Genomic DNA, 19,571 nt, shown 5'->3' on the forward strand with positions numbered 1-19,571 from the left:
GATTCTGGATTGCTTCGCTGCGCTCGCAATGACGGGTTGAGGCAGCTGTGTACCTGAAACTCACGTCTCGTGGCCCGGACGCTGCGCAGCGTCTCCCCGGCGATGCGAAGCATCGTCCGGTTCGACGATGCGCTGCAGAGCCGGGGCCCGTGCAGCAGCGAGCGACGTAGCCTGCTGGGTCCCGGCTCTGCGCCGCACCGCTTGCGCGCTGCGTCGCGTCCGGGACACGACCTGCGAACTAAACCGGCTTGCCCGTATACGGCATCGATGCCGTCAAGCCGCCGTCGACCGGGAACGCCTGGCCGTTCACATACGAAGCCTCGTCGCTCGCCAGGAACAGTCCCATCGCCGCGAGCTCGTGCGGCTGTCCCGGCCGCTTGAGCGGGTTGAGCTGGCCGATCTTGTCTTGGGTGCCGCGCTCCTTGGCGCGGTCGAAGATCGGCTTGGTCATGCCTGTTTCGATCAGGCCGGGGCAGACCGCATTGATGCGCACGCCGGTGCCGGTGAGCGAATACGCCGTGGTCTGCACCAGGCTGATTACGCCGGCCTTGCTCGCGGCATAGGGATGCCCGCTCGCGCCGGCCTTGAGGCCGGCGACAGAGGCGGTCAGCACGATCGCGCCGGACTGCTGCTTGACCATGTGCGGCATTGCGTACTTCACCGCGAGGAACGGCCCGATCAGGTTGACGCGCAGGATTTCCTGCCAATGCTCGACGGTCTGCTCGGCGAGCGGAACGAGTCCGCCGGAGACGCCGGCATTGGCCCAGATCACGTCGAGCCGGCCGTGCGTCTTCACCGCCTTGTCGATCACAGCGATGACGTCTCGTTCGGAGCCGGCATCCGCAACCATCGCTTCCGCGACGCCGCCGGCCTTCTTGATCTCCTCGACCGTCTCCTTCACCGCCTCGGTGCGATCGACCGCGATCAACTTGCCGCCCTCCTTGGTGAACAGCAGCGCAGCCGCGCGGCCGATGCCGCTGCCGGCGCCGGTGATGATGACGGATTTGCCTTGCAGGCGACCCATGCGTTTCTCCCTTTTGCTCGTGCACGACGCTTGCCGCGCGACGGAATTTCAAACAAGATTTCAAACGGCAAAGTGTCTTGAGACACGTTCGCTACTCACGTACAGCGACAATAGACTGGATGGAAGGGTTTCGATGGCAGGTGCAGACAAGCCGAACGTGGTCATCACGCGGTGGTGGTGGGTCCGTCACGCGCCGGTGCGCAACGACGGCGGCAACATCTACGGGCAGAGCGACATCGCCTGTGACACCAGCGATACTTATGTGTTCAATGCTGTTGCCAAGGTGCTGCCACGCCAGGCGGTCTGGTATTCGAGCAATCTGATGCGCACCCATCAAACTGCCGAGGCGATCTGGGCTGCGGGTTTTCCAAGGCCGGCAGCGCTGAAATGGGAGGCGGATCTCGCCGAGCAGAACCTCGGCCGCTGGCAGGGCATGAACCGCGCCCAGTTCATTGCCAGCCGCCCCGTCGGTGCGAGCTGGTTCGCCGACATCAACGAGCCCGCGCCCGGCGGTGAAAGCTTCATGGATCTCTACAATCGCACGCGCCGCACCATCGAGCGGATCAACGCCGAGGCGGCCGGACAGGACATCATCGCAGTGGCGCATGGTGGCACCATCAGGGCGGCGGTGGGGTTCGCGCTCGGCGGGCAGGCGGAACGCGGGCTGTCGTTCGACATCGACAATTGCTCGGTGACGCGGCTGGATTATTTTGCGAGCCCCGATCGCACGGTCTGGCGGCTGCCGATGGTCAATCAGCAGCCGTGGATTGCGGATCCCGCGCACGCGGCGATGCATCAGCCGGCGGGACCGGAAGTCAAGAAGCTGGCCTGACACTGAATACGAAAATCAATCTGGGAGAGAAACATGACCTTGTTCGACATGAAGGGGAAAGTCGCCGTCATCACGGGCTCGACGCGCGGCATCGGGCTTGCGATCGCCGAGCGCATGGCCGAGCACGGCGCCAAGGTGGTGATCTCCTCGCGCAAGGCCGACGTGTGCGAGGAGGTGGCGAAAGGCATCAACGACAGATTTGGCAAGGGCACTGCAATTGCGATCGCCGCCAACATCTCGTCGAAGGAGAATCTGCAAAACCTCGTCGACGAGAGCAACCGTGCCTTCGGCAAGATCGACGTGCTGGTCTGCAACGCCGCATCGAATCCATATTACGGCCCGCTCGCCGGCATCTCCGACGATCAGTTCAGAAAGATCCTCGACAACAACATCGTCGCCAACAATTGGCTGATCTCGATGGTGGTGCCGCAGATGATCGAGCGCAAGGACGGATCGATCATCATCGTCTCGTCGATCGGCGGCCTCAAGGGCTCGACCATCCTCGGCGCTTACGCCATCTCGAAGGCCGCCGACATGCAGCTCGCGCGCAACCTCGCCTGCGAATACGGCCAGCACAACATTCGCGTGAACTGTATCGCGCCGGGCCTGATCAAGACCGATTTTGCCAAAGCGCTGTGGGACAATCCGGAGAACCTGAAAGCCTCGACCTCGCGCTCGCCGCTCTTGCGCATCGGCATCCCCGACGAGATCGCCGGCGCGGCGGTGTTCCTGGGCTCGAAGGCCGGCGACTTCATGACCGGCCAGACCATGGTGATCGACGGCGGCGCGACGATCAGTTGAGATAACGACCGTGTCCCGGACGCCAGCGTGTAACGCTGCGCCGCAGAGCCCGGATCCAGAAGGCCGAGAACGAGATCGTGGATGCACGGGCCCCGGCTCTGCGCAGCAACGCTAAAGGGCGTTGCAGCGCGTCCGGGGCACGAGATCTCACTCCACCGCCGCGTACACCAGATCCCGTACCAAGGTCCGCGTGTAGTCGCGCTGTCCCGGCCCCTGGCTCATGAACACTGCGAACAGGTCCTCCTTCGGATCGATCCAGAAGAAGGTGCCGGCAATGCCGCTCCAGAAATACTGGCCGACGCTGCCGGGGAAGGGTGCGATGCCTGCCTCGCGACGCACGGCAAAGCCGAGGCCAAAGCCATGGCCGGGCGACAGCAGCGTGCCGTTGGTGGGCACGCCTGGCCCGAGGTGATCAGAGGCCATCAGCTCCAGCGTCTTGCGGCCGATGATCCTGTTGCCGTCGAGTGAGCCGCCGTTTCGCAGCATCAGGCAGAAGCGGGCATAATCCATCGTGGTCGAGACCAGGCCGCCGCCGCCGGACTCCATCACCGGCTGCTCGAGCATGTTGAACAGGGCGACCTTGTCGCCGGTCCAGGGGTCGGCCGCGAACGGCTCGGCGAGCCGGCCGGCATTCGCCTGGCTCGTCGAGAAGCCGGTTTCGGCCATTTGCAGCGGCGCGAGCACGCGCTCTGTGAGGAACGTGCCGAGCGATTTGCCGCTCACCACTTCGATGATGCGGCCCAAAATATCCGTGGAGCGGCTGTAGTTGAACTCCGCGCCGGGCTGGCAGACCAGCGGGAAGCTCGCCACCAGCGCGGCGTGCTCGGCATTGGTGATCTTGCGGCTGCGGACGCGGGACTCCTGGTAGAACTTGTGCACGGGGCCGTCGCCCTGGTGCTCGTAGGTGAGGCCGGAGGTGTGGCGGAGCAGGTCCTGCACGGTCATGGGCCGCGCCGGCGGCACCAGCTCCAACCTGCCGTCCTTGACGACGCCGACCTGCTGGCTCGCGAACTCCGGGATGAACTTTGCGACGGCATCGCTGAGCAGGAGGAAGCCGTCCTCGACCAGCGCCATGATGCCGACCGAGACGATCGGCTTGGTCATCGAGAAGATGCGGAAGATCGAATCGCGCGCCATCGGCGCCGCGCCTGCCGGGCTCTGCCTGCCGAGTGCCTCGAACCAGCCGATTTGGCCGCCCCTCGCCACCAGCACCGTGACCCCGGGCACGGTTCCCTTGTCGATCTCGCGCTTGAAGGCGTCCGACATGGCCTGGAGCCGCGGTCGCGACAGCCCGAGCGTCTCCGGGCGGGCCTCTGGCAAAGCTGGGGTGTGGGGCGCGCCTGGAGCCTGTGAGGCGGCAGTGGCGGTCGCTAGTGCGGTCATGGGCACTCCCGATTGTTTTTCGTTATGGCCGATGGACTGTGGCCCAGAACCCCCGGCACAAACAAGCGAAGCCGGCGCGGTTCACCCTTGCAAATCGGCCGCTCTCTGTGCTTGAAAGCGCCCCTGATCCGCGGCGACGCGGGTTCGTAGGAGTGTAGCTCAATTGGTAGAGCACCGGTCTCCAAAACCGGGGGTCGCAGGTTCGAGCCCTGCCACTCCTGCCAGCCAAATCAATCACTTACGTTCGATGCTGGCGGGATAGGGACGGTAGCGTCCCGCGGACGAATCGCCAGCAGCGGGTCCTGATCTTCGACGTCCTAATGCCAGGCCCGCCCTAGCGCGCCGGGATCCGCTCGCGGTCGCCGGGAACCTGGCTGAGATCGACGTTCCGGATGGGAACGCGGCGCAGCAGGGAAAGGACGGTCCCAGCTCGAGATAGGTGCACAGCCGCAGCGCGCGCGATGAACCCTTCAGCTCTGCGTTCAGGCTCACCGGAACCTGGGCGTAGGTGAGGCCGAGCTGGAGCAGTGAGATCAGCGCACAGATTCCGCGCTGCGGTGCCGATGGCGCTGCATCTGTGCCGGGATTGCGGCCATCTCCAGATTCTCCATGTCGGCAATCCGGAGATCCAGTACCGAAACTACGTCTATATCACCTCGCTCTCGCTCGGCCTGCGCGAGCATTTCGCCGGCTATGCCAACGACGTCGTGAGCCGTTTCGGCATCGCGCCGGGTTCGCTGGTGGTCGAGCTCGGCAGCAATGACGGATCGCTGCTCGGCTTCTTCAAGGAGCGCGGCATGCGGGTGCTGGGCGTCGATCCCGCCGTCGAGATTGCGCGGCGCGCCACGGAGGCGGGCATCGAGACCATCGGCGATTTCTTCACCGATGCCATCGGTCGCCGCATCCTCCAGAACCATGGCGCGGCGAGCGTCGTGATCGCCAACAACATGATTGCCAATGTCGACAATCTCGATCCGCTGGTGATCGGCGTTCGCGACGTGCTCGCGCCGGACGGATTGTTCGTCTTCGAAACGCAATACGGCGTCGACGTCACCGAGAAGAACCTGCTCGATACCGTCTATCACGAGCATCTGTCGTATTTTAACATCAAGCCGCTGATCCGTTTCTTCGCCCGGCTCGGCATGGAGCTGATCGACGTCCAGCACATCTGGACCAAGGGCGGCTCGATCCGCGTGACCGTGCAGCGCGCCGGCGGCGCCAAGAAGCCGTCGGCCGAGGTCGCGCGTTTTGTTGCCGAGGAAGAGCGGCTCGGTGTCGATCAGCCGGCCTATTATGCGCCGTATGTGAAGAGGATCGCCGCCATTCGTGACGAACTGGTTGCGATGGCCGATGCTGCCCATGCGCGCGGTCAGCTGGTCGCCGGCTATGGCGTCTTCGTGGGCACCACGACGCTGCTGCCGCAGTGCGGCCTGGAGAACAAGATCGACTTCCTAGTGGACGATGATCCCAACAAGGGGAAGGTGATGGCCGGTCCCGGCTATGACATCCCGATCCTGCCGCCTGCCGCTCTCTACGAGCGCAAACCCGCGTTCGTCGTGGTCTTCGCCTGGCGCTATGTCGACCCGATCCGGGCCAAGCACGCCCGCTATTTCGCCGAAGGCGGGAAGTTCGTGGTGCCGCTGCCGGGGATTTCCATGGTCGACCGGCCCGACTGACGGCTCCCGATAGCCTTGCCGGGGATGGGATGGCGCGTTCCGGGCGGTCGACAAGTCCTTGATCCACATGGCCTCTGCACGACCCTCGGGGGGAGGGCGGCCTGCCCGGGCGAACTCTCTCTACCTTGACCTTTGGCCGCATCCGCAGTAGATACCCGGCACTCGCAGCCGGCCCGTTAGACGCGGATTTCCGGCGCGGCCTTGAAATCCCCGAACAATCGAGCCCGGTTTCCGGCTCATCCTTCGAGACAGAGGGCTGGGCCAACGGCGGCTGTTCGGATCCCTGAAATTCATTTGCGTCTGTCGACGGACGCTGGACCTCAAGCGATGGCAGTCAGCCCGTTCAAGTTCTTGCAGGAAGTGCGCTCGGAGACTGCCAAGGTCACCTGGCCGACCCGCCGTGAGACCACGATCACCACCATCATGGTGTTCGTCATGGTCGCGGTGGCTTCGATCTTCTTCTTCGCCGCCGACCTGATCATTCGCTACCTCGTCACCTTCCTCCTGGGCATTCAATGATGGCAACAGCAACCGCTCAAGTGTCCGACAAGCGCTGGTACATCGTCCACGCCTATTCGAACTTCGAGAAGAAGGTCGCCGAATCGATCCGCGAGCAGGCCAAGCAGCGCGGGCTCGAGGAGCTGTTCGAGCTGGTGCTGGTTCCGACCGAGAAGGTCACGGAAGTGCGCCGCGGCCGCAAGATCGACGCCGAGCGCAAGTTCTTCCCCGGCTACGTGCTGGTGAAGATGAAGCTGACCGACGAGGCGTTCCATCTGATCAAGAACACGCCGAAGGTCACGGGCTTCCTCGGCGCCGAGAACAAGCCGATGCCGATCTCGGAAGCCGAGGCCATGCGCATCCTGCACCAGGTGCAGGAAGGCGTGGAACGGCCGAAAGCTTCGGTGTCGTTCGAGATCGGCGAGAACGTGCGCGTGGCCGACGGCCCGTTCGCCTCGTTCTCGGGTGTGGTCGAGGAGATCGATGAGGCGCGCTCGCGCGTGAAGGTCGCCGTGTCGATCTTCGGCCGCGCGACGCCGGTCGAGCTGGAATTCGGTCAGGTCGAGAAGGTCTGATCGGGTAACGCGGGAGGCTTCGGTCTCGCGCAACAAGAGGCCGTGGGAGGGAGGGGCGGTTGCCAGCCGCATCCGACCCAGACCACGAACCTGAAACCGCCGGTCCTGCCGGCACAACAGGAGTGATACATGGCAAAGAAAGTGACCGGATACCTGAAGCTTCAGGTCCCGGCCGGCGCGGCGAATCCCTCGCCCCCGATCGGTCCCGCGCTCGGTCAGCGCGGTCTCAACATCATGGAGTTCTGCAAGGCGTTCAACGCCCAGACCCAGAAGGAAGAGAAGAACACCCCGATCCCGGTGATCATCACCATCTATGCGGACCGTTCCTTCACCTTCGAGATGAAGACGCCGCCGATGTCCTACTTCCTCAAGCAGGCTGCAAAAATCCAGTCCGGCTCGAAGGCGCCGGGCCGCGACAAGGCCGGCAAGGTGACCAAGGCGCAGGTGCGCGAGATCGCCGAGAAGAAGATGAAGGACTTGAATTGCGACACCATCGAATCGGCCATGAAGATGGTCGAGGGCTCGGCCCGTTCGATGGGTCTGGAAGTTGCGGGGTAAGCGGCCATGGCAATCGGAAAGCGTTTGAACAAAGCCCGCGAAGGCATTGACCGCGAAAAGCTTTACCCGCTCGCGGACGCCATCAAGATGGTCAAGGAACGCGCGAAAGCGAAGTTCGACGAGACCATCGAGGTCGCGATCAATCTCGGCGTCGATCCGCGTCACGCCGACCAGATGGTCCGCGGTGTCGTGACCCTGCCAAACGGCACCGGCCGTACGCTCCGCGTGGGCGTGTTCGCCCGCGGCGCCAAGGCCGATGAAGCCAAGGCCGCCGGTGCCGACGTGGTCGGCGCCGAGGACCTGGTCGAGAAGGTGCAGAACGGCACGATCGATTTCGACCGCTGTATCGCCACCCCCGACATGATGCCGCTGGTCGGCCGCCTCGGTAAGGTGCTCGGCCCGCGCGGCCTGATGCCGAACCCGAAGATCGGTACCGTGACCATGGACGTCACCGGTGCGGTGAAGGGCGCCAAGGGCGGCTCGGTCGAGTTCCGCGTCGAGAAGGCCGGCATCCTGCAGGCCGGCGTCGGCAAGGCCTCGTTCTCCGAGGAGAAGCTGGTCGAGAACATCAAGGCTCTGGCTGACGCGGTCTCCAAGGCGAAGCCGGCCGGTTCCAAGGGCACCTACATCCAGCGCGTTGCGGTGTCCTCGACGATGGGCCCCGGCGTGAAGGTCGAGCCGGGCACCATTCTCGGCTGAGGTTTGGAAATTGCATGAGGCGAGGGGCGGGATCGGGCGACCGATTCCGCCCCTCGTCGTTTGTGGCGGCGCTTACCGGAAACCACAACAATGGCTGACAAGGTCCTGATCTACTCGCGCTTTCCCAAGTCGATGATGGCGCGCTTCGCCGAGCGGTTCGAGCTGCTCGACACCGGCGGCAAGCCCGTGCGGGAGGTGTTTCCGGCGGAGGAGCTGGGCGGCATCCGCGCACTGCTGACTGCTGGCGGCTCGCCACTCGGTGCGGAGGCGATGGACCTGTTTCCGAAGCTCGGCGCCATCGTCTGCTATGGGACTGGCTATGATGGCGTCGACTTGAAGGCGGCGGCCAGCCGGAACATCGCGGTCGGTCACAGCCCAGGTGCCAATGCGGCTTCTGTCGCCGACATCGCGATGACCTTGATGCTGGCGACGACGCGGCGGATTTTGGTGGCCGACCAATATGTCCGCAGCGGCGATTGGGCGGCCTCGAAACAGTCGCCAATGATGCGTCCCCAGGCCGGCATGCCGGGCCGCCGCATCGGCATCTACGGCATGGGTGAGATCGGCCGCAAGATCGCCGCGCGTTGTGCTGCTTTCGAGAGCGAGGTCGGCTATTTCAGCCGCACCCGGTACGATCTGCCCTATCAGTACTTTCCGACTCTGGAGGCGCTCGCCGATTGGTGCAGCGTCCTGATGATCGCGGTGCGGGCAGGGGCCGAGACCCAACATGTCGTCAACGCCGATATCCTCAGGCGCCTCGGGCCGGACGGCTATGTCGTCAACATCTCCCGCGGCTCCGTCATCGACGAGAAGGCGCTGGTCGCGGCGCTCACCGACAAGGCCATCGCGGGGGCGGGCCTCGACGTCTTCGGGAAGGAACCGCACGCGCCTGACGCCCTGACCGAACTCCCCAACGTGGTGTTCGCCCCGCATATCGGCGGCCACACCCTGGATTCGCACGTCGCCATGCAGAACTGCGTGCCGGCCAACCTGACCGCATTCTTCGAGGGCAAAACGCTGCCGTACCGGATCAAATCGGCCTGAATCGGCCCTTGTTGGGCCATCTCAAGGCCAACCGCCAATCGATTGGAACTGGTGTGAATTTTGCTCTTGGCAAGCAGGCTCCGAGCGGTTAAAGAACCGCCTCCGGACGTGCCTGCCTCGGCTGGCGCGTTCGTGCACGCATTCCGAAAACCCGACACGACAGGAGATCATTCCTTTTCAGGACGTCCGTGAGGATTTGCCCGAAAAGGAAGGAAGATCCGTCTTTTGGCAGGGATGCGGGCAGAGGTCGGGCGGTTCGCCGGCTGACCTCGTCCTGTCCAAGACTGCAGGCGCCCGCGGGGAATCTCGATTCCTCAACGGCTTAATCGCATGGCCTGCATAGACGGGTGAAGACCGGATTTCACTTCGCATCCAGCTTTAAGGGCTGGTTTTGCGAAACGGGTCTGGTTCGGACCTCGACACGCCGTGGGCCCTTGGGCTCCCGGAGGGCAGGCTTTGAATTGTCGTCTTGCCCGGCGTGTCCGATGGGTTTTTGACCCGGAGGTTCAGGCTTGGGCGGGACGATGGGTGCAACCCGGCGGTCCCGCTTCTCGCGATGACCGCCAACCGGAGAGAGCTTGCTGTGGAACGAGCGGCAAAAAAAGAAGCGGTCGAACAGCTCAACGAGGTCTTCAAGACCACGAGCGTCGCGATCGTTGCTCAATATTCCGGCCTCACCGTCGCCCAGATGCAGAAGCTGCGCCAGCAGATGAAGCAGGCGGGTGCCGCGGTGAAGGTCTCGAAGAACCGTCTCGCCAAAATTGCTCTTGAAGGCACTGACGTCGTTGCCATCGGCCCCATGCTGAAGGGGCCGACCGTGATCGCGACTTCGAACGATCCGGTAGCGGCGCCAAAGGTCGCCATCGAATTCGCCAAGGCGAACGAAAAGTTCGTCATCGTCGGCGGATCGATGGGGAAGACCGTCCTGAATGTCGATGGCGTGAAGGCGCTTGCCTCGCTGCCGTCGCTTGACGAACTGCGCGGCAAGATCGTCGGCCTCATCGTGGCCCCGGCGACCAAGCTGGCCCAGCTCGCCAACGCGCCCGCGGGCAAGCTCGCGCGCGTCATCCAGGCTCATGCCTCAAAGGGCGAAGCGGCCTGACGCCCTTCGCAAAACTCAAACCCGAACCAGACTTACAGTTAAGGAAACTGAACAATGGCTGACCTGCAGAAGATCGTTGACGACCTCTCGAGCCTGACCGTGCTCGAAGCTGCCGAACTCGCGAAGCTCCTCGAAGAGAAGTGGGGCGTTTCGGCTGCCGCGGCTGTCGCCGTGGCCGGCCCGGCCGCTGGCGGCGGCGGTGCTGCCGCTCCGGCGGAAGAGAAGACCGAGTTCACGGTCGTTCTCGCCAGCGCCGGCGACAAGAAGATCGAGGTCATCAAGGAAGTCCGCGCCATCACCGGTCTCGGCCTGAAGGAAGCAAAGGACCTCGTCGAGGGTGCTCCGAAGCCGCTGAAGGAAGGCGTGAACAAGGACGAAGCCGACAAGATCAAGGCCCAGCTCGAGAAGGCTGGCGCCAAGGTCGAGCTCAAGTAAGCACTGCTTACTGGCGGGATTCCGGGCGGGCAACGGCTCTGCCCGGGATCCTGGTCCCCCTTCGAGAGGGTGGACCGGAATGCAAAAGGCGTGCGACGGAACGATCCGACGCAGGCCAAACACGAAAAAGTGTGGGGATTTGAGGGTTTGACCCTCGAATCTGCACTATTGTCGCCCCATATCGGGTCGGCAGCACGAAAGCGCGGTGGGCAGGGATGCCGGATTTCCCTGTAAGCCGTTGGGAGAGCAGGCTATTTCGGGCTTTTGCAGTCCGTGAAGATGATCGTTGTGACGGGCGGGCGCGCATCTGCGCCCCGCGCGTCGTTTTGCGTTTTGAAGGTCTGAAGAACAGATTCAGGACATCGGCGCCTGAAACTGCGTCTCCGGCCCCCCAAGACGGGTTCGAAAATTCAACCCGGAAAGCGGTGGCAGCCGCGGTCCGGACGGTGCGCCCAGGGCGGGCGACGAAAATGAGAGGCCACGATGGCGCAGCAGACATTCACCGGTCGCAAACGCGTTCGCAAGTTCTTCGGACACATCAAGGAAGTCGCCGAGATGCCGAACCTCATCGAGGTTCAGAAGGCGTCCTATGACCAGTTCCTGATGGTGGACGAACCCCAGGGCGGACGTCTCGACGAGGGTCTGCAGGCGGTGTTCCGCTCGGTGTTTCCGATCTCCGACTTCTCCGGCACCTCGATGCTGGAATTCGTCCGCTACGAGTTCGAGCAGCCGAAATACGACGTCGACGAGTGCCGCCAGCGCGGCATGACCTTCGCTGCGCCCCTCAAGGTGACGCTGCGCCTCATCGTGTTCGATATCGACGAGGAAACCGGCGCGAAGTCGGTGAAGGACATCAAGGAGCAAGACGTCTACATGGGCGACATCCCGCTCATGACGATGAACGGCACCTTCATCGTCAACGGCACCGAGCGCGTCATCGTCTCGCAGATGCACCGTTCGCCCGGCGTGTTCTTCGACCACGACAAGGGCAAGACCCATTCCTCGGGCAAGCTGCTGTTCGCCGCCCGCGTCATCCCGTATCGCGGCTCCTGGCTCGACATCGAGTTCGACGCCAAGGACATCGTCTATGCGCGTATCGACCGTCGCCGCAAGATTCCGGTGACGTCGCTGATGTTCGCCCTCGGCCTCGACGGCGAGGCGATCCTCTCAACGTTTTACAAGAAGATTCTCTACAAGCGGACCAAGGAAGGCTGGCGCGTTCCGTTCGACGCCAACCGCTTCCGCGGCTACTCCACGGTCAACGACCTGATCGATGCCGACACCGGCAAGGTTGTGCTCGAGGCCGGCAAGAAGCTCACCGTCCGCGCCGCCCGCCAGCTCCAGGAGAAGGGGCTGAAGGCGCTGCGCATGGCCGACGAGGAGCTGGTCGGCAACTACGTCGCCGAGGATCTCGTCAACCCCAAGACCGGTGAGATCCACGCCGAGGCCGGTGAGGAGATCACCGACAAGCTGATGAAGGCGCTCAACGAGCAGGGCTACAAAGAGCTGCCGCTGCTCGACATCGATCACGTCAATGTCGGCCCCTACATCCGCAACACGCTCTCGGCCGACAAGAACATGACGCGCGAGGACGCGCTGTTCGACATCTACCGCGTGATGCGTCCGGGCGAGCCGCCGACGCTGGAATCGGCGCAGGCCATGTTCCAGTCGCTGTTCTTCGACGCCGAGCGCTACGACCTCTCCGCGGTCGGCCGCGTCAAGATGAACATGCGCCTCGACCTCGATGCGCCCGACACCCAGCGCACGCTGCGCAAGGAGGACATCCTCTCCGTCATCAAGACGCTGGTGGATCTGCGCGACGGCAAGGGCGAGATCGACGACATCGACCATCTCGGCAACCGCCGCGTGCGTTCGGTCGGCGAGCTCATGGAGAACCAGTACCGCATCGGCCTGTTGCGCATGGAGCGCGCGATCAAGGAGCGCATGTCCTCGGTCGACATCGACACGGTCATGCCGCAGGACCTGATCAACGCCAAGCCGGCCGCCGCCGCGGTGCGCGAGTTCTTCGGCTCCTCGCAGCTCTCGCAGTTCATGGACCAGACCAACCCGCTCAGCGAGATCACCCACAAGCGCCGCCTCTCGGCGCTCGGACCGGGCGGTCTCACCCGCGAGCGCGCTGGCTTCGAGGTGCGCGACGTGCACCCGACGCATTACGGCCGCATCTGCCCGATCGAGACGCCGGAAGGTCCGAACATCGGCCTGATCAACTCGCTCGCGACCTTCGCGCGCGTGAACAAGTACGGCTTCGTCGAGACGCCGTATCGCAAGGTCAAGGATGGCCGTGTCACCGACGAGGTCGTGTACCTGTCGGCGATGGAGGAAGGGCGCTATTCCGTGGCCCAGGCCAACGTGCCGGTCGACGCCAAGGGTCGCTTCACCGAAGACCTCGTGGTCTGCCGTTCGAGCGGCACCCGCGACGTCGTGCCGATGACGCCCGACAAGGTCGACTACATGGACGTGTCGCCGAAGCAGCTCGTTTCGGTCGCCGCGGCGCTGATCCCGTTCCTCGAGAACGACGACGCCAACCGCGCGCTGATGGGCTCGAACATGCAGCGCCAGGCGGTGCCGCTGGTTCGCGCCGAGGCGCCGTTCGTCGGCACCGGCATGGAGGGCGTGGTTGCCCGTGACTCGGGCGCTGCGATCGCGGCGCGCCGTTCGGGCGTGATCGACCAGATCGATGCGACCCGCGTCGTCATCCGCGCCACGGAAGATCTCGATCCGACCAAGTCGGGCGTCGATATCTACCGCCTCATGAAGTACCAGCGCTCGAACCAGTCGACCTGCATCAACCAGCGTCCGCTGGTGAAGGTCGGCGACGTCGTCAGGAAGGGCGACATCATCGCCGACGGTCCTTCGACCGATCTCGGCGAGCTCGCGCTCGGCCGCAACGTGCTGGTCGCGTTCATGCCGTGGAACGGCTACAACTTCGAAGACTCGATCCTGCTCTCCGAGCGGATCGTGAAGGAGGACGTCTTCACCTCGATCCACATCGAGGAGTTCGAGGTGATGGCCCGCGACACCAAGCTCGGACCTGAGGAAATCACCCGCGACATTCCGAACGTCTCGGAAGAAGCGCTGAAGAACCTCGACGAAGCCGGTATCGTCTACATCGGCGCGGAAGTGCGCGCCGGCGACATCCTGGTCGGCAAGATCACGCCGAAGGGCGAAAGCCCGATGACGCCGGAAGAGAAGCTGCTGCGCGCCATCTTCGGCGAGAAGGCCTCCGACGTCCGCGACACCTCGCTGCGCGTTCCCCCGGGCGTGCAGGGCACCATCGTCGAAGTGCGCGTGTTCAACCGCCACGGCGTCGACAAGGACGAGCGTGCGCTGGCGATCGAGCGGGAGGAGATCGAGCGCCTCGCCAAGGACCGCGACGACGAGCAGGCGATCCTGGACCGCAACGTCTACAACCGTCTTGCCGAGCTGCTCGAGGGGCGGCAGGGCATTGCAGGTCCCAAGGGCTTCAAGAAGGACACCAAGATCACCCGTGCGGTGCTCGAGGAGTATCCGAAGTCGCAATGGTGGCTGTTCGCTTCGCCGAACGACAAGCTGATGGCCGAGATCGAGGCCATGCGGAAGCAGTACGACGAGTCGAAGAAGGGACTGGAACAGCGCTTCCTCGACAAGGTCGAGAAGCTTCAGCGCGGTGACGAATTGCCGCCCGGCGTGATGAAGATGGTCAAGGTCTTCGTCGCGGTGAAGCGCAAGATCCAGCCCGGCGACAAGATGGCCGGCCGCCACGGCAACAAGGGCGTGGTGTCGAAGATCGTGCCGATCGAGGACATGCCGTTCCTCGAAGACGGCACGCATGCCGACATCGTGCTCAATCCGCTCGGCGTGCCTTCGCGCATGAACGTCGGACAGATCCTCGAGACCCATCTCGGCTGGGCCTGCGCCGGCCTCGGCAAGCGTATCGGCCAGACCGTCGATGCGTACCTGTCGAGGCAGGACATCAAGCCGCTGAAGGAGACCTTGAAGAAGGTCTACGGCGAGGACGAGACGATCAAGTCGCTCAACGACAACGAGCTGCTCGAACTCGGCCATAACCTCAGCCGCGGCGTGCCGATCGCAACCCCGGTGTTCGACGGTGCCAAGGAAGCCGATATCGAGGAGATGCTGAAGCTCGCCGGTCTCGACGCTTCGGGTCAGTCGACCGTCTATGACGGCCGCACCGGCGATCCGTTCGATCGCAAGGTGACGGTGGGCTACATCTACATGCTCAAGCTGCACCATCTGGTCGACGACAAGATCCATGCGCGTTCGATCGGTCCGTACTCGCTCGTCACCCAGCAGCCGCTGGGCGGCAAGGCGCAGTTCGGCGGCCAGCGCTTCGGCGAAATGGAGGTGTGGGCGCTCGAGGCTTACGGCGCGGCGTACACGCTCCAGGAGATGCTGACGGTGAAGTCGGACGACGTCGCCGGCCGTACCAAGGTGTACGAGGCGATCGTGCGCGGCGACGACACGTTCGAGGCCGGTATTCCGGAATCGTTCAACGTGCTGGTCAAGGAAATGCGCTCGCTCGGCCTCAACGTCGACCTGCACAACTCCAAGATGGGACCGGCGCCGACGTCGGAAGCGGCCGAGTAATTCGACCTGTCATGCCCGGCCTTCGCGGCCGGGCATCGGCGCCCCGCCCGAGGCCTTGAGGGCAGGGCGCCATGCAGAAGTGATTTTCGAATTTGCGGCCGGAGGCGACCGGCACGCGAGGAGAAGACGATGAACCAAGAAATTATGAATCTCTTCAACCCGACGACGCCGGCTCAGGTCTTCGACCAGATCCGGATCTCGATCGCGTCTCCAGAGAAGATTCTGTCCTGGTCCTACGGCGAGATCAAGAAGCCGGAGACCATCAACTATCGTACCTTCAAACCCGAGCGCGACGGCCTGTTCTGCGCCCGCATCTTCGGGCCGATCAAGGACTACGAGTGCTTGTGCGGCAAGTACAAGCGCATGAAGTACAAGGGCATCATCTGCGAGAAGTGCTCGGTCGAGGTCACGCTGTCGCGCGTCCGGCGCGAGCGCATGGGTCATATCGAGCTCGCAGCCCCCGTCGCGCACATCTGGTTCCTGAAGTCGCTGCCCTCGCGCATCGGCCTCCTGCTCGACATGACGCTGAAGGATCTCGAGCGGATCCTCTACTTCGAATATTACGTCGTGCTCGAGCCGGGCCTCACCGCGCTGAAGGACCGTCAGCTGCTGTCGGAAGACGAGTATCTGAAGGCGCAGGACGAGTACGGCCAGGACAGCTTCACGGCCATGATCGGCGCCGAGGCGATCCGCGAGCTGCTCAAGGGCATGGACCTCGAGAAGCTCGAGGCTTCGCTGCGTGCCGAGATGCAGGAGACCGACTCCGACATCAAGCACAAGAAGCTCGCCAAGCGTCTGAAGATCGTGGAAGCGTTCCGCCATTCCGGCAACAAGCCGGAATGGATGATCATGACCGTGATCCCGGTGATTCCGCCGGACCTGCGTCCGCTGGTGCCGCTGGACGGCGGCCGTTTCGCGACCTCTGATCTCAACGACCTCTATCGCCGCGTCATCAACCGCAACAACCGCTTGAAGCGGCTGATGGAGCTGCGCGCGCCCGACATCATCATCCGCAACGAGAAGCGCATGCTTCAGGAAGCGGTCGATGCGCTGTTCGACAACGGCCGCCGCGGCCGCGTCATCACCGGCGCCAACAAGCGTCCGCTGAAGTCGCTCGCCGACATGCTCAAGGGCAAGCAGGGCCGCTTCCGCCAGAACCTGCTCGGCAAGCGCGTCGACTATTCGGGCCGTTCGGTGATCGTGGTCGGTCCCGAGCTGCGCCTGCATCAGTGCGGCCTGCCGAAGAAGATGGCGCTCGAGCTGTTCAAGCCGTTCATCTATTCGCGGCTCGACGCCAAGGGCCTGTCCACCACCGTGAAGCAGGCCAAGAAGCTGGTCGAGAAGGAACGGCCCGAGGTCTGGGACATCCTGGACGAGGTGATCCGCGAGCATCCGGTGCTGCTCAACCGCGCCCCGACGCTGCACCGCCTCGGCATTCAGGCATTCGAGCCCGTGCTGATCGAGGGCAAGGCGATCCAGCTTCACCCGCTGGTCTGCTCCGCGTTCAACGCCGACTTCGACGGCGACCAGATGGCCGTGCACGTTCCGCTGTCGCTCGAAGCGCAGCTGGAAGCGCGCGTCCTGATGATGTCGACCAACAACATCCTGCATCCCGCGAACGGCCAGCCGATCATCGTGCCGTCGCAGGACATCGTGCTCGGTCTGTACTACGTCTCGATCATGCGCGAAGGCCTGCCCGGCGAGGGCAAGGTGTTCGGCGACATGGCCGAGCTCGAGCATGCGCTGCACGCGAAGGTCATCCACCTCCACACCAAGATCAAGTACCGGTGGGAAGGCATGGACGAGACCGGCAAGGTCTCCAAGCGCTGGATCGAGACCACCGCCGGCCGCGTCATGCTCGGCAATCTGCTGCCGAAGAACCCGCGCATCTCCTACGAGATCATCAACAAGCTGATGACCAAGCGCGAGATCTCCGGCGTCATCGACCAGGTCTACCGCCACTGCGGCCAGAAGGAGACGGTGATCTTCTGCGACCGCATCATGGCGCTCGGCTTCTACAACGCGTTCAAGGCCGGCATCTCGTTCGGCAAGGACGACATGGTCGTGCCGCACGGCAAGTGGAAGATTGTCGACACCACCCGTACGCTGGCGAAGGATTTCGAGCAGCAGTACAACGACGGCCTGATCACCCATGGCGAGAAGTACAACAAGGTCGTCGACGCCTGGTCGAAGGCCACGGAAGAAATCGCCAAGGCGATGATGAAGGAGATCTCCGCCACCAAGAAGACGGCGAGCGGAGCCGACGCCGACATCAACTCGATCTACATGATGGCTCACTCCGGTGCCCGCGGTTCGCCGGCCCAGATGCGCCAGCTCGCCGGCATGCGCGGCCTGATGGCCAAGCCGTCGGGCGAGATCATCGAGACGCCGATCATCTCGAACTTCAAGGAAGGCCTCTCGGTGCTCGAGTACTTCAACTCGACCCACGGCGCCCGCAAGGGCCTCGCGGACACCGCGTTGAAGACCGCGAACTCCGGCTACCTGACCCGTCGTCTCGTCGACGTGGCGCAGGACTGCATCATCACGCAGAGCGACTGCGGCACCAAGCTCGGCATCAAGATGCGCGCCATCGTCGACGCCGGTACCGTGGTCGCCTCGCTCGGCTCGCGCATCCTCGGACGCACGGCCTGCGAAGACGTGCGTGACAGCTCGGGCCAGGTGATCGTCAAGCGCGATACGCTGATGGAAGAGAGCCACGTGGATGCCATCCACCAGGCCGGCATCCAGGAGGTGAAGATCCGCTCGGCGCTGACCTGCGAGCTCGTCAACGGCATCTGCGGCAAGTGCTACGGCCGCGACCTCGCCCGCGGCACGCCGGTCAACCACGGCGAAGCGGTCGGCGTCATCGCGGCGCAGTCGATCGGCGAGCCGGGCACCCAGCTCACCATGCGCACCTTCCACATCGGCGGTGCGGCGCAGCTCAACGAGCAGTCCTTCGTCGAAGCCAACTTCGACGGCAAGATCGTGATCAGGAACAAGGCCATCGCCCGCAACAGCGAAGGTCACCTTATCGCGATGGTGCGCAACATGGTTGTCGCGATCGTCGATGCCGACGGCACCGAGCGTGCGACGCACCGTATCCAGTACGGTTCGCGTCTGCACGTCGACGAGGGCGACATGGTCAAGCGCGGCCAGCGCATCGTCGAATGGGATCCCTACACCCGTCCGCTGCTCACCGAGGTCGAAGGAACCATCGGCTTCGAGGATCTGGTCGAGGGGCAGTCGATCTCGGAAACGCTCGACGAGGCCACCGGTATCGCCAAGCGCGTGGTCATCGACTGGCGTTCGACGCGCGGCGGCTCGGACCTGCGTCCGGCCATCGTGGTGAAGGGCAAGGACGGCAAAGTGCTCAAGCTCGCCCGTGGCGGCGATGCCCGCTACATGCTGTCGGTCGACGCCATTCTCTCGGTCGACATCGGAGCCAAGGTCCAGCCGGGCGACATCCTCGCCCGTGTCTCGACCGAAAGCGCCAAGACGCGTGACATCACCGGCGGTCTGCCGCGGGTGGCGGAACTGTTCGAGGCTCGGCGCCCGAAGGATGCGGCGATCATCGCCGAAATCGCGGGCACCATCCGGTTCGGGCGCGACTACAAGAACAAGCGTCGCATCTCGATCGAGCCGATGGACAAGACCGACGAGCCGCGCGAGTACCTGATCCCGAAGGGCAAGCACATCCACCTTCAGGACGGCGACGTCGTCGAAAAGGGCGACTTCATCGTGGAAGGCAACCCGGCGCCGCACGACATCCTCGCGGTCAAGGGCATCGAGGAGCTCGCTGCCTATCTGGTCAACGAGATCCAGGAGGTCTACCGGCTGCAGGGCGTGCTCATCAACGACAAGCACATCGAGGTGATTGTCCGTCAGATGCTCCAGAAGGTGGAAATCACCGACCAGGGCGACACGGACATGATCTCCGGCGAGCAGGTCGACAAGATCGAGTTCGACGCGCTGAACGTGAAGGCCAAGGAAGAGGGCAAGAAGCCCGCCACGGGAACGCCGGTTCTGCTCGGCATCACCAAGGCGAGCCTCCAGACCCGCTCCTTCTTCTCGGCGGCATCGTTCCAGGAGACCACCCGCGTCCTCACCGAGGCGGCGGTCAACGGCAAGATCGATCCGCTCGAAGGCCTCAAGGAGAACGTCATCGTCGGCCGGCTGATCCCGGCGGGCACCGGCGCCTCCATGGCCAAGATCCGCGAAGTCGCCATGAAGCGCGACAAGCTGATCCTGGACGAGCGCGAGAAGCAGGCCGCCGTCGTGTCGCCGGCGCCGGAAGCCGAGCTTCCTGCGCTGCCGCCCGCGGAATGATCGTTCATCC

14 protein-coding genes and 1 tRNA gene are annotated in these 19,571 nt (G+C 64.0%); 13 read left to right on the forward strand and 2 right to left on the reverse strand.

Annotation, left to right across the window (positions count from 1 at the left end):
- Positions 1-238: 238 nt before the first annotated feature.
- The gene (locus tag I6F33_RS12945) at positions 239-1,024 is read right to left on the reverse strand and encodes an SDR family NAD(P)-dependent oxidoreductase (protein ID WP_036027664.1); all 786 of its coding nucleotides are present in this window, start codon (positions 1,022-1,024) and stop codon (positions 239-241) included.
- A gap of 133 nt (positions 1,025-1,157) precedes the next feature.
- Between I6F33_RS12945 and I6F33_RS12950 the strand changes: the two genes are divergently transcribed.
- The gene (locus tag I6F33_RS12950; RefSeq protein WP_225142772.1) at positions 1,158-1,856 is read left to right on the forward strand and encodes a histidine phosphatase family protein; all 699 of its coding nucleotides are present in this window, start codon (positions 1,158-1,160) and stop codon (positions 1,854-1,856) included.
- A gap of 33 nt (positions 1,857-1,889) precedes the next feature.
- On the forward strand, positions 1,890-2,657 hold the full coding sequence (locus I6F33_RS12955; protein ID WP_225142774.1) for an SDR family NAD(P)-dependent oxidoreductase: 768 nt from the start codon (positions 1,890-1,892) through the stop codon (positions 2,655-2,657).
- A 147-nt stretch (positions 2,658-2,804) separates the two neighbouring features.
- On the opposite strand, the gene I6F33_RS12960 is transcribed toward I6F33_RS12955, so the two are convergent.
- Positions 2,805-4,040, reverse strand: coding sequence for a serine hydrolase (locus I6F33_RS12960; protein WP_225142776.1), 1,236 nt, complete (start codon positions 4,038-4,040; stop codon positions 2,805-2,807).
- A gap of 148 nt (positions 4,041-4,188) precedes the next feature.
- Between I6F33_RS12960 and I6F33_RS12965 the strand changes: the two genes are divergently transcribed.
- The 11 genes from I6F33_RS12965 (at position 4,189) to rpoC (ending at position 19,561) form a co-directional block, all read left to right on the forward strand.
- A tRNA-Trp gene (locus tag I6F33_RS12965) sits at positions 4,189-4,264 on the forward strand.
- 303 nt (positions 4,265-4,567) lie between these two features.
- Positions 4,568-5,716, forward strand: coding sequence for a class I SAM-dependent methyltransferase (locus tag I6F33_RS12970; RefSeq protein WP_225142778.1), 1,149 nt, complete (start codon positions 4,568-4,570; stop codon positions 5,714-5,716).
- A 327-nt stretch (positions 5,717-6,043) separates the two neighbouring features.
- A complete protein-coding gene (gene secE, locus I6F33_RS12975; RefSeq protein WP_036010992.1) occupies positions 6,044-6,235 on the forward strand; it encodes a preprotein translocase subunit SecE in 192 nt (63 codons plus the stop codon).
- Positions 6,235-6,789 carry a transcription termination/antitermination protein NusG gene (gene nusG, locus I6F33_RS12980; protein ID WP_018647229.1) on the forward strand — a complete coding sequence of 185 codons (555 nt, stop codon included), beginning with the start codon at positions 6,235-6,237 and terminating at the stop codon, positions 6,787-6,789. The genes secE and nusG overlap by 1 nt, the downstream gene beginning before the upstream one ends.
- A gap of 129 nt (positions 6,790-6,918) precedes the next feature.
- A complete protein-coding gene (gene rplK / locus I6F33_RS12985; RefSeq protein WP_011088164.1) occupies positions 6,919-7,347 on the forward strand; it encodes a 50S ribosomal protein L11 in 429 nt (142 codons plus the stop codon).
- 6 nt (positions 7,348-7,353) lie between these two features.
- Entirely contained in the window at positions 7,354-8,046 is a 693-nt protein-coding gene (gene rplA / locus I6F33_RS12990; protein WP_025037003.1) for a 50S ribosomal protein L1, read from the forward strand.
- A 90-nt stretch (positions 8,047-8,136) separates the two neighbouring features.
- The gene (locus I6F33_RS12995) at positions 8,137-9,090 is read left to right on the forward strand and encodes a 2-hydroxyacid dehydrogenase (RefSeq protein ID WP_225142780.1); all 954 of its coding nucleotides are present in this window, start codon (positions 8,137-8,139) and stop codon (positions 9,088-9,090) included.
- A 583-nt stretch (positions 9,091-9,673) separates the two neighbouring features.
- A complete protein-coding gene (gene rplJ / locus I6F33_RS13000) occupies positions 9,674-10,192 on the forward strand; it encodes a 50S ribosomal protein L10 (RefSeq protein ID WP_036010998.1) in 519 nt (172 codons plus the stop codon).
- A gap of 54 nt (positions 10,193-10,246) precedes the next feature.
- Entirely contained in the window at positions 10,247-10,627 is a 381-nt protein-coding gene (gene rplL / locus I6F33_RS13005) for a 50S ribosomal protein L7/L12 (RefSeq protein WP_036027614.1), read from the forward strand.
- Positions 10,628-11,110: 483 nt separating this feature from the next.
- The gene (rpoB, locus tag I6F33_RS13010) at positions 11,111-15,235 is read left to right on the forward strand and encodes a DNA-directed RNA polymerase subunit beta (RefSeq protein ID WP_036011012.1); all 4,125 of its coding nucleotides are present in this window, start codon (positions 11,111-11,113) and stop codon (positions 15,233-15,235) included.
- Positions 15,236-15,364: 129 nt separating this feature from the next.
- Positions 15,365-19,561, forward strand: coding sequence for a DNA-directed RNA polymerase subunit beta' (gene rpoC, locus I6F33_RS13015; RefSeq protein WP_036011015.1), 4,197 nt, complete (start codon positions 15,365-15,367; stop codon positions 19,559-19,561).
- The last annotated feature ends 10 nt before the right edge of the window (positions 19,562-19,571 follow it).

The organism is Bradyrhizobium sp. BRP20, assembly GCF_020194215.1.
Lineage (GTDB): Bacteria > Pseudomonadota > Alphaproteobacteria > Rhizobiales > Xanthobacteraceae > Bradyrhizobium > Bradyrhizobium yuanmingense.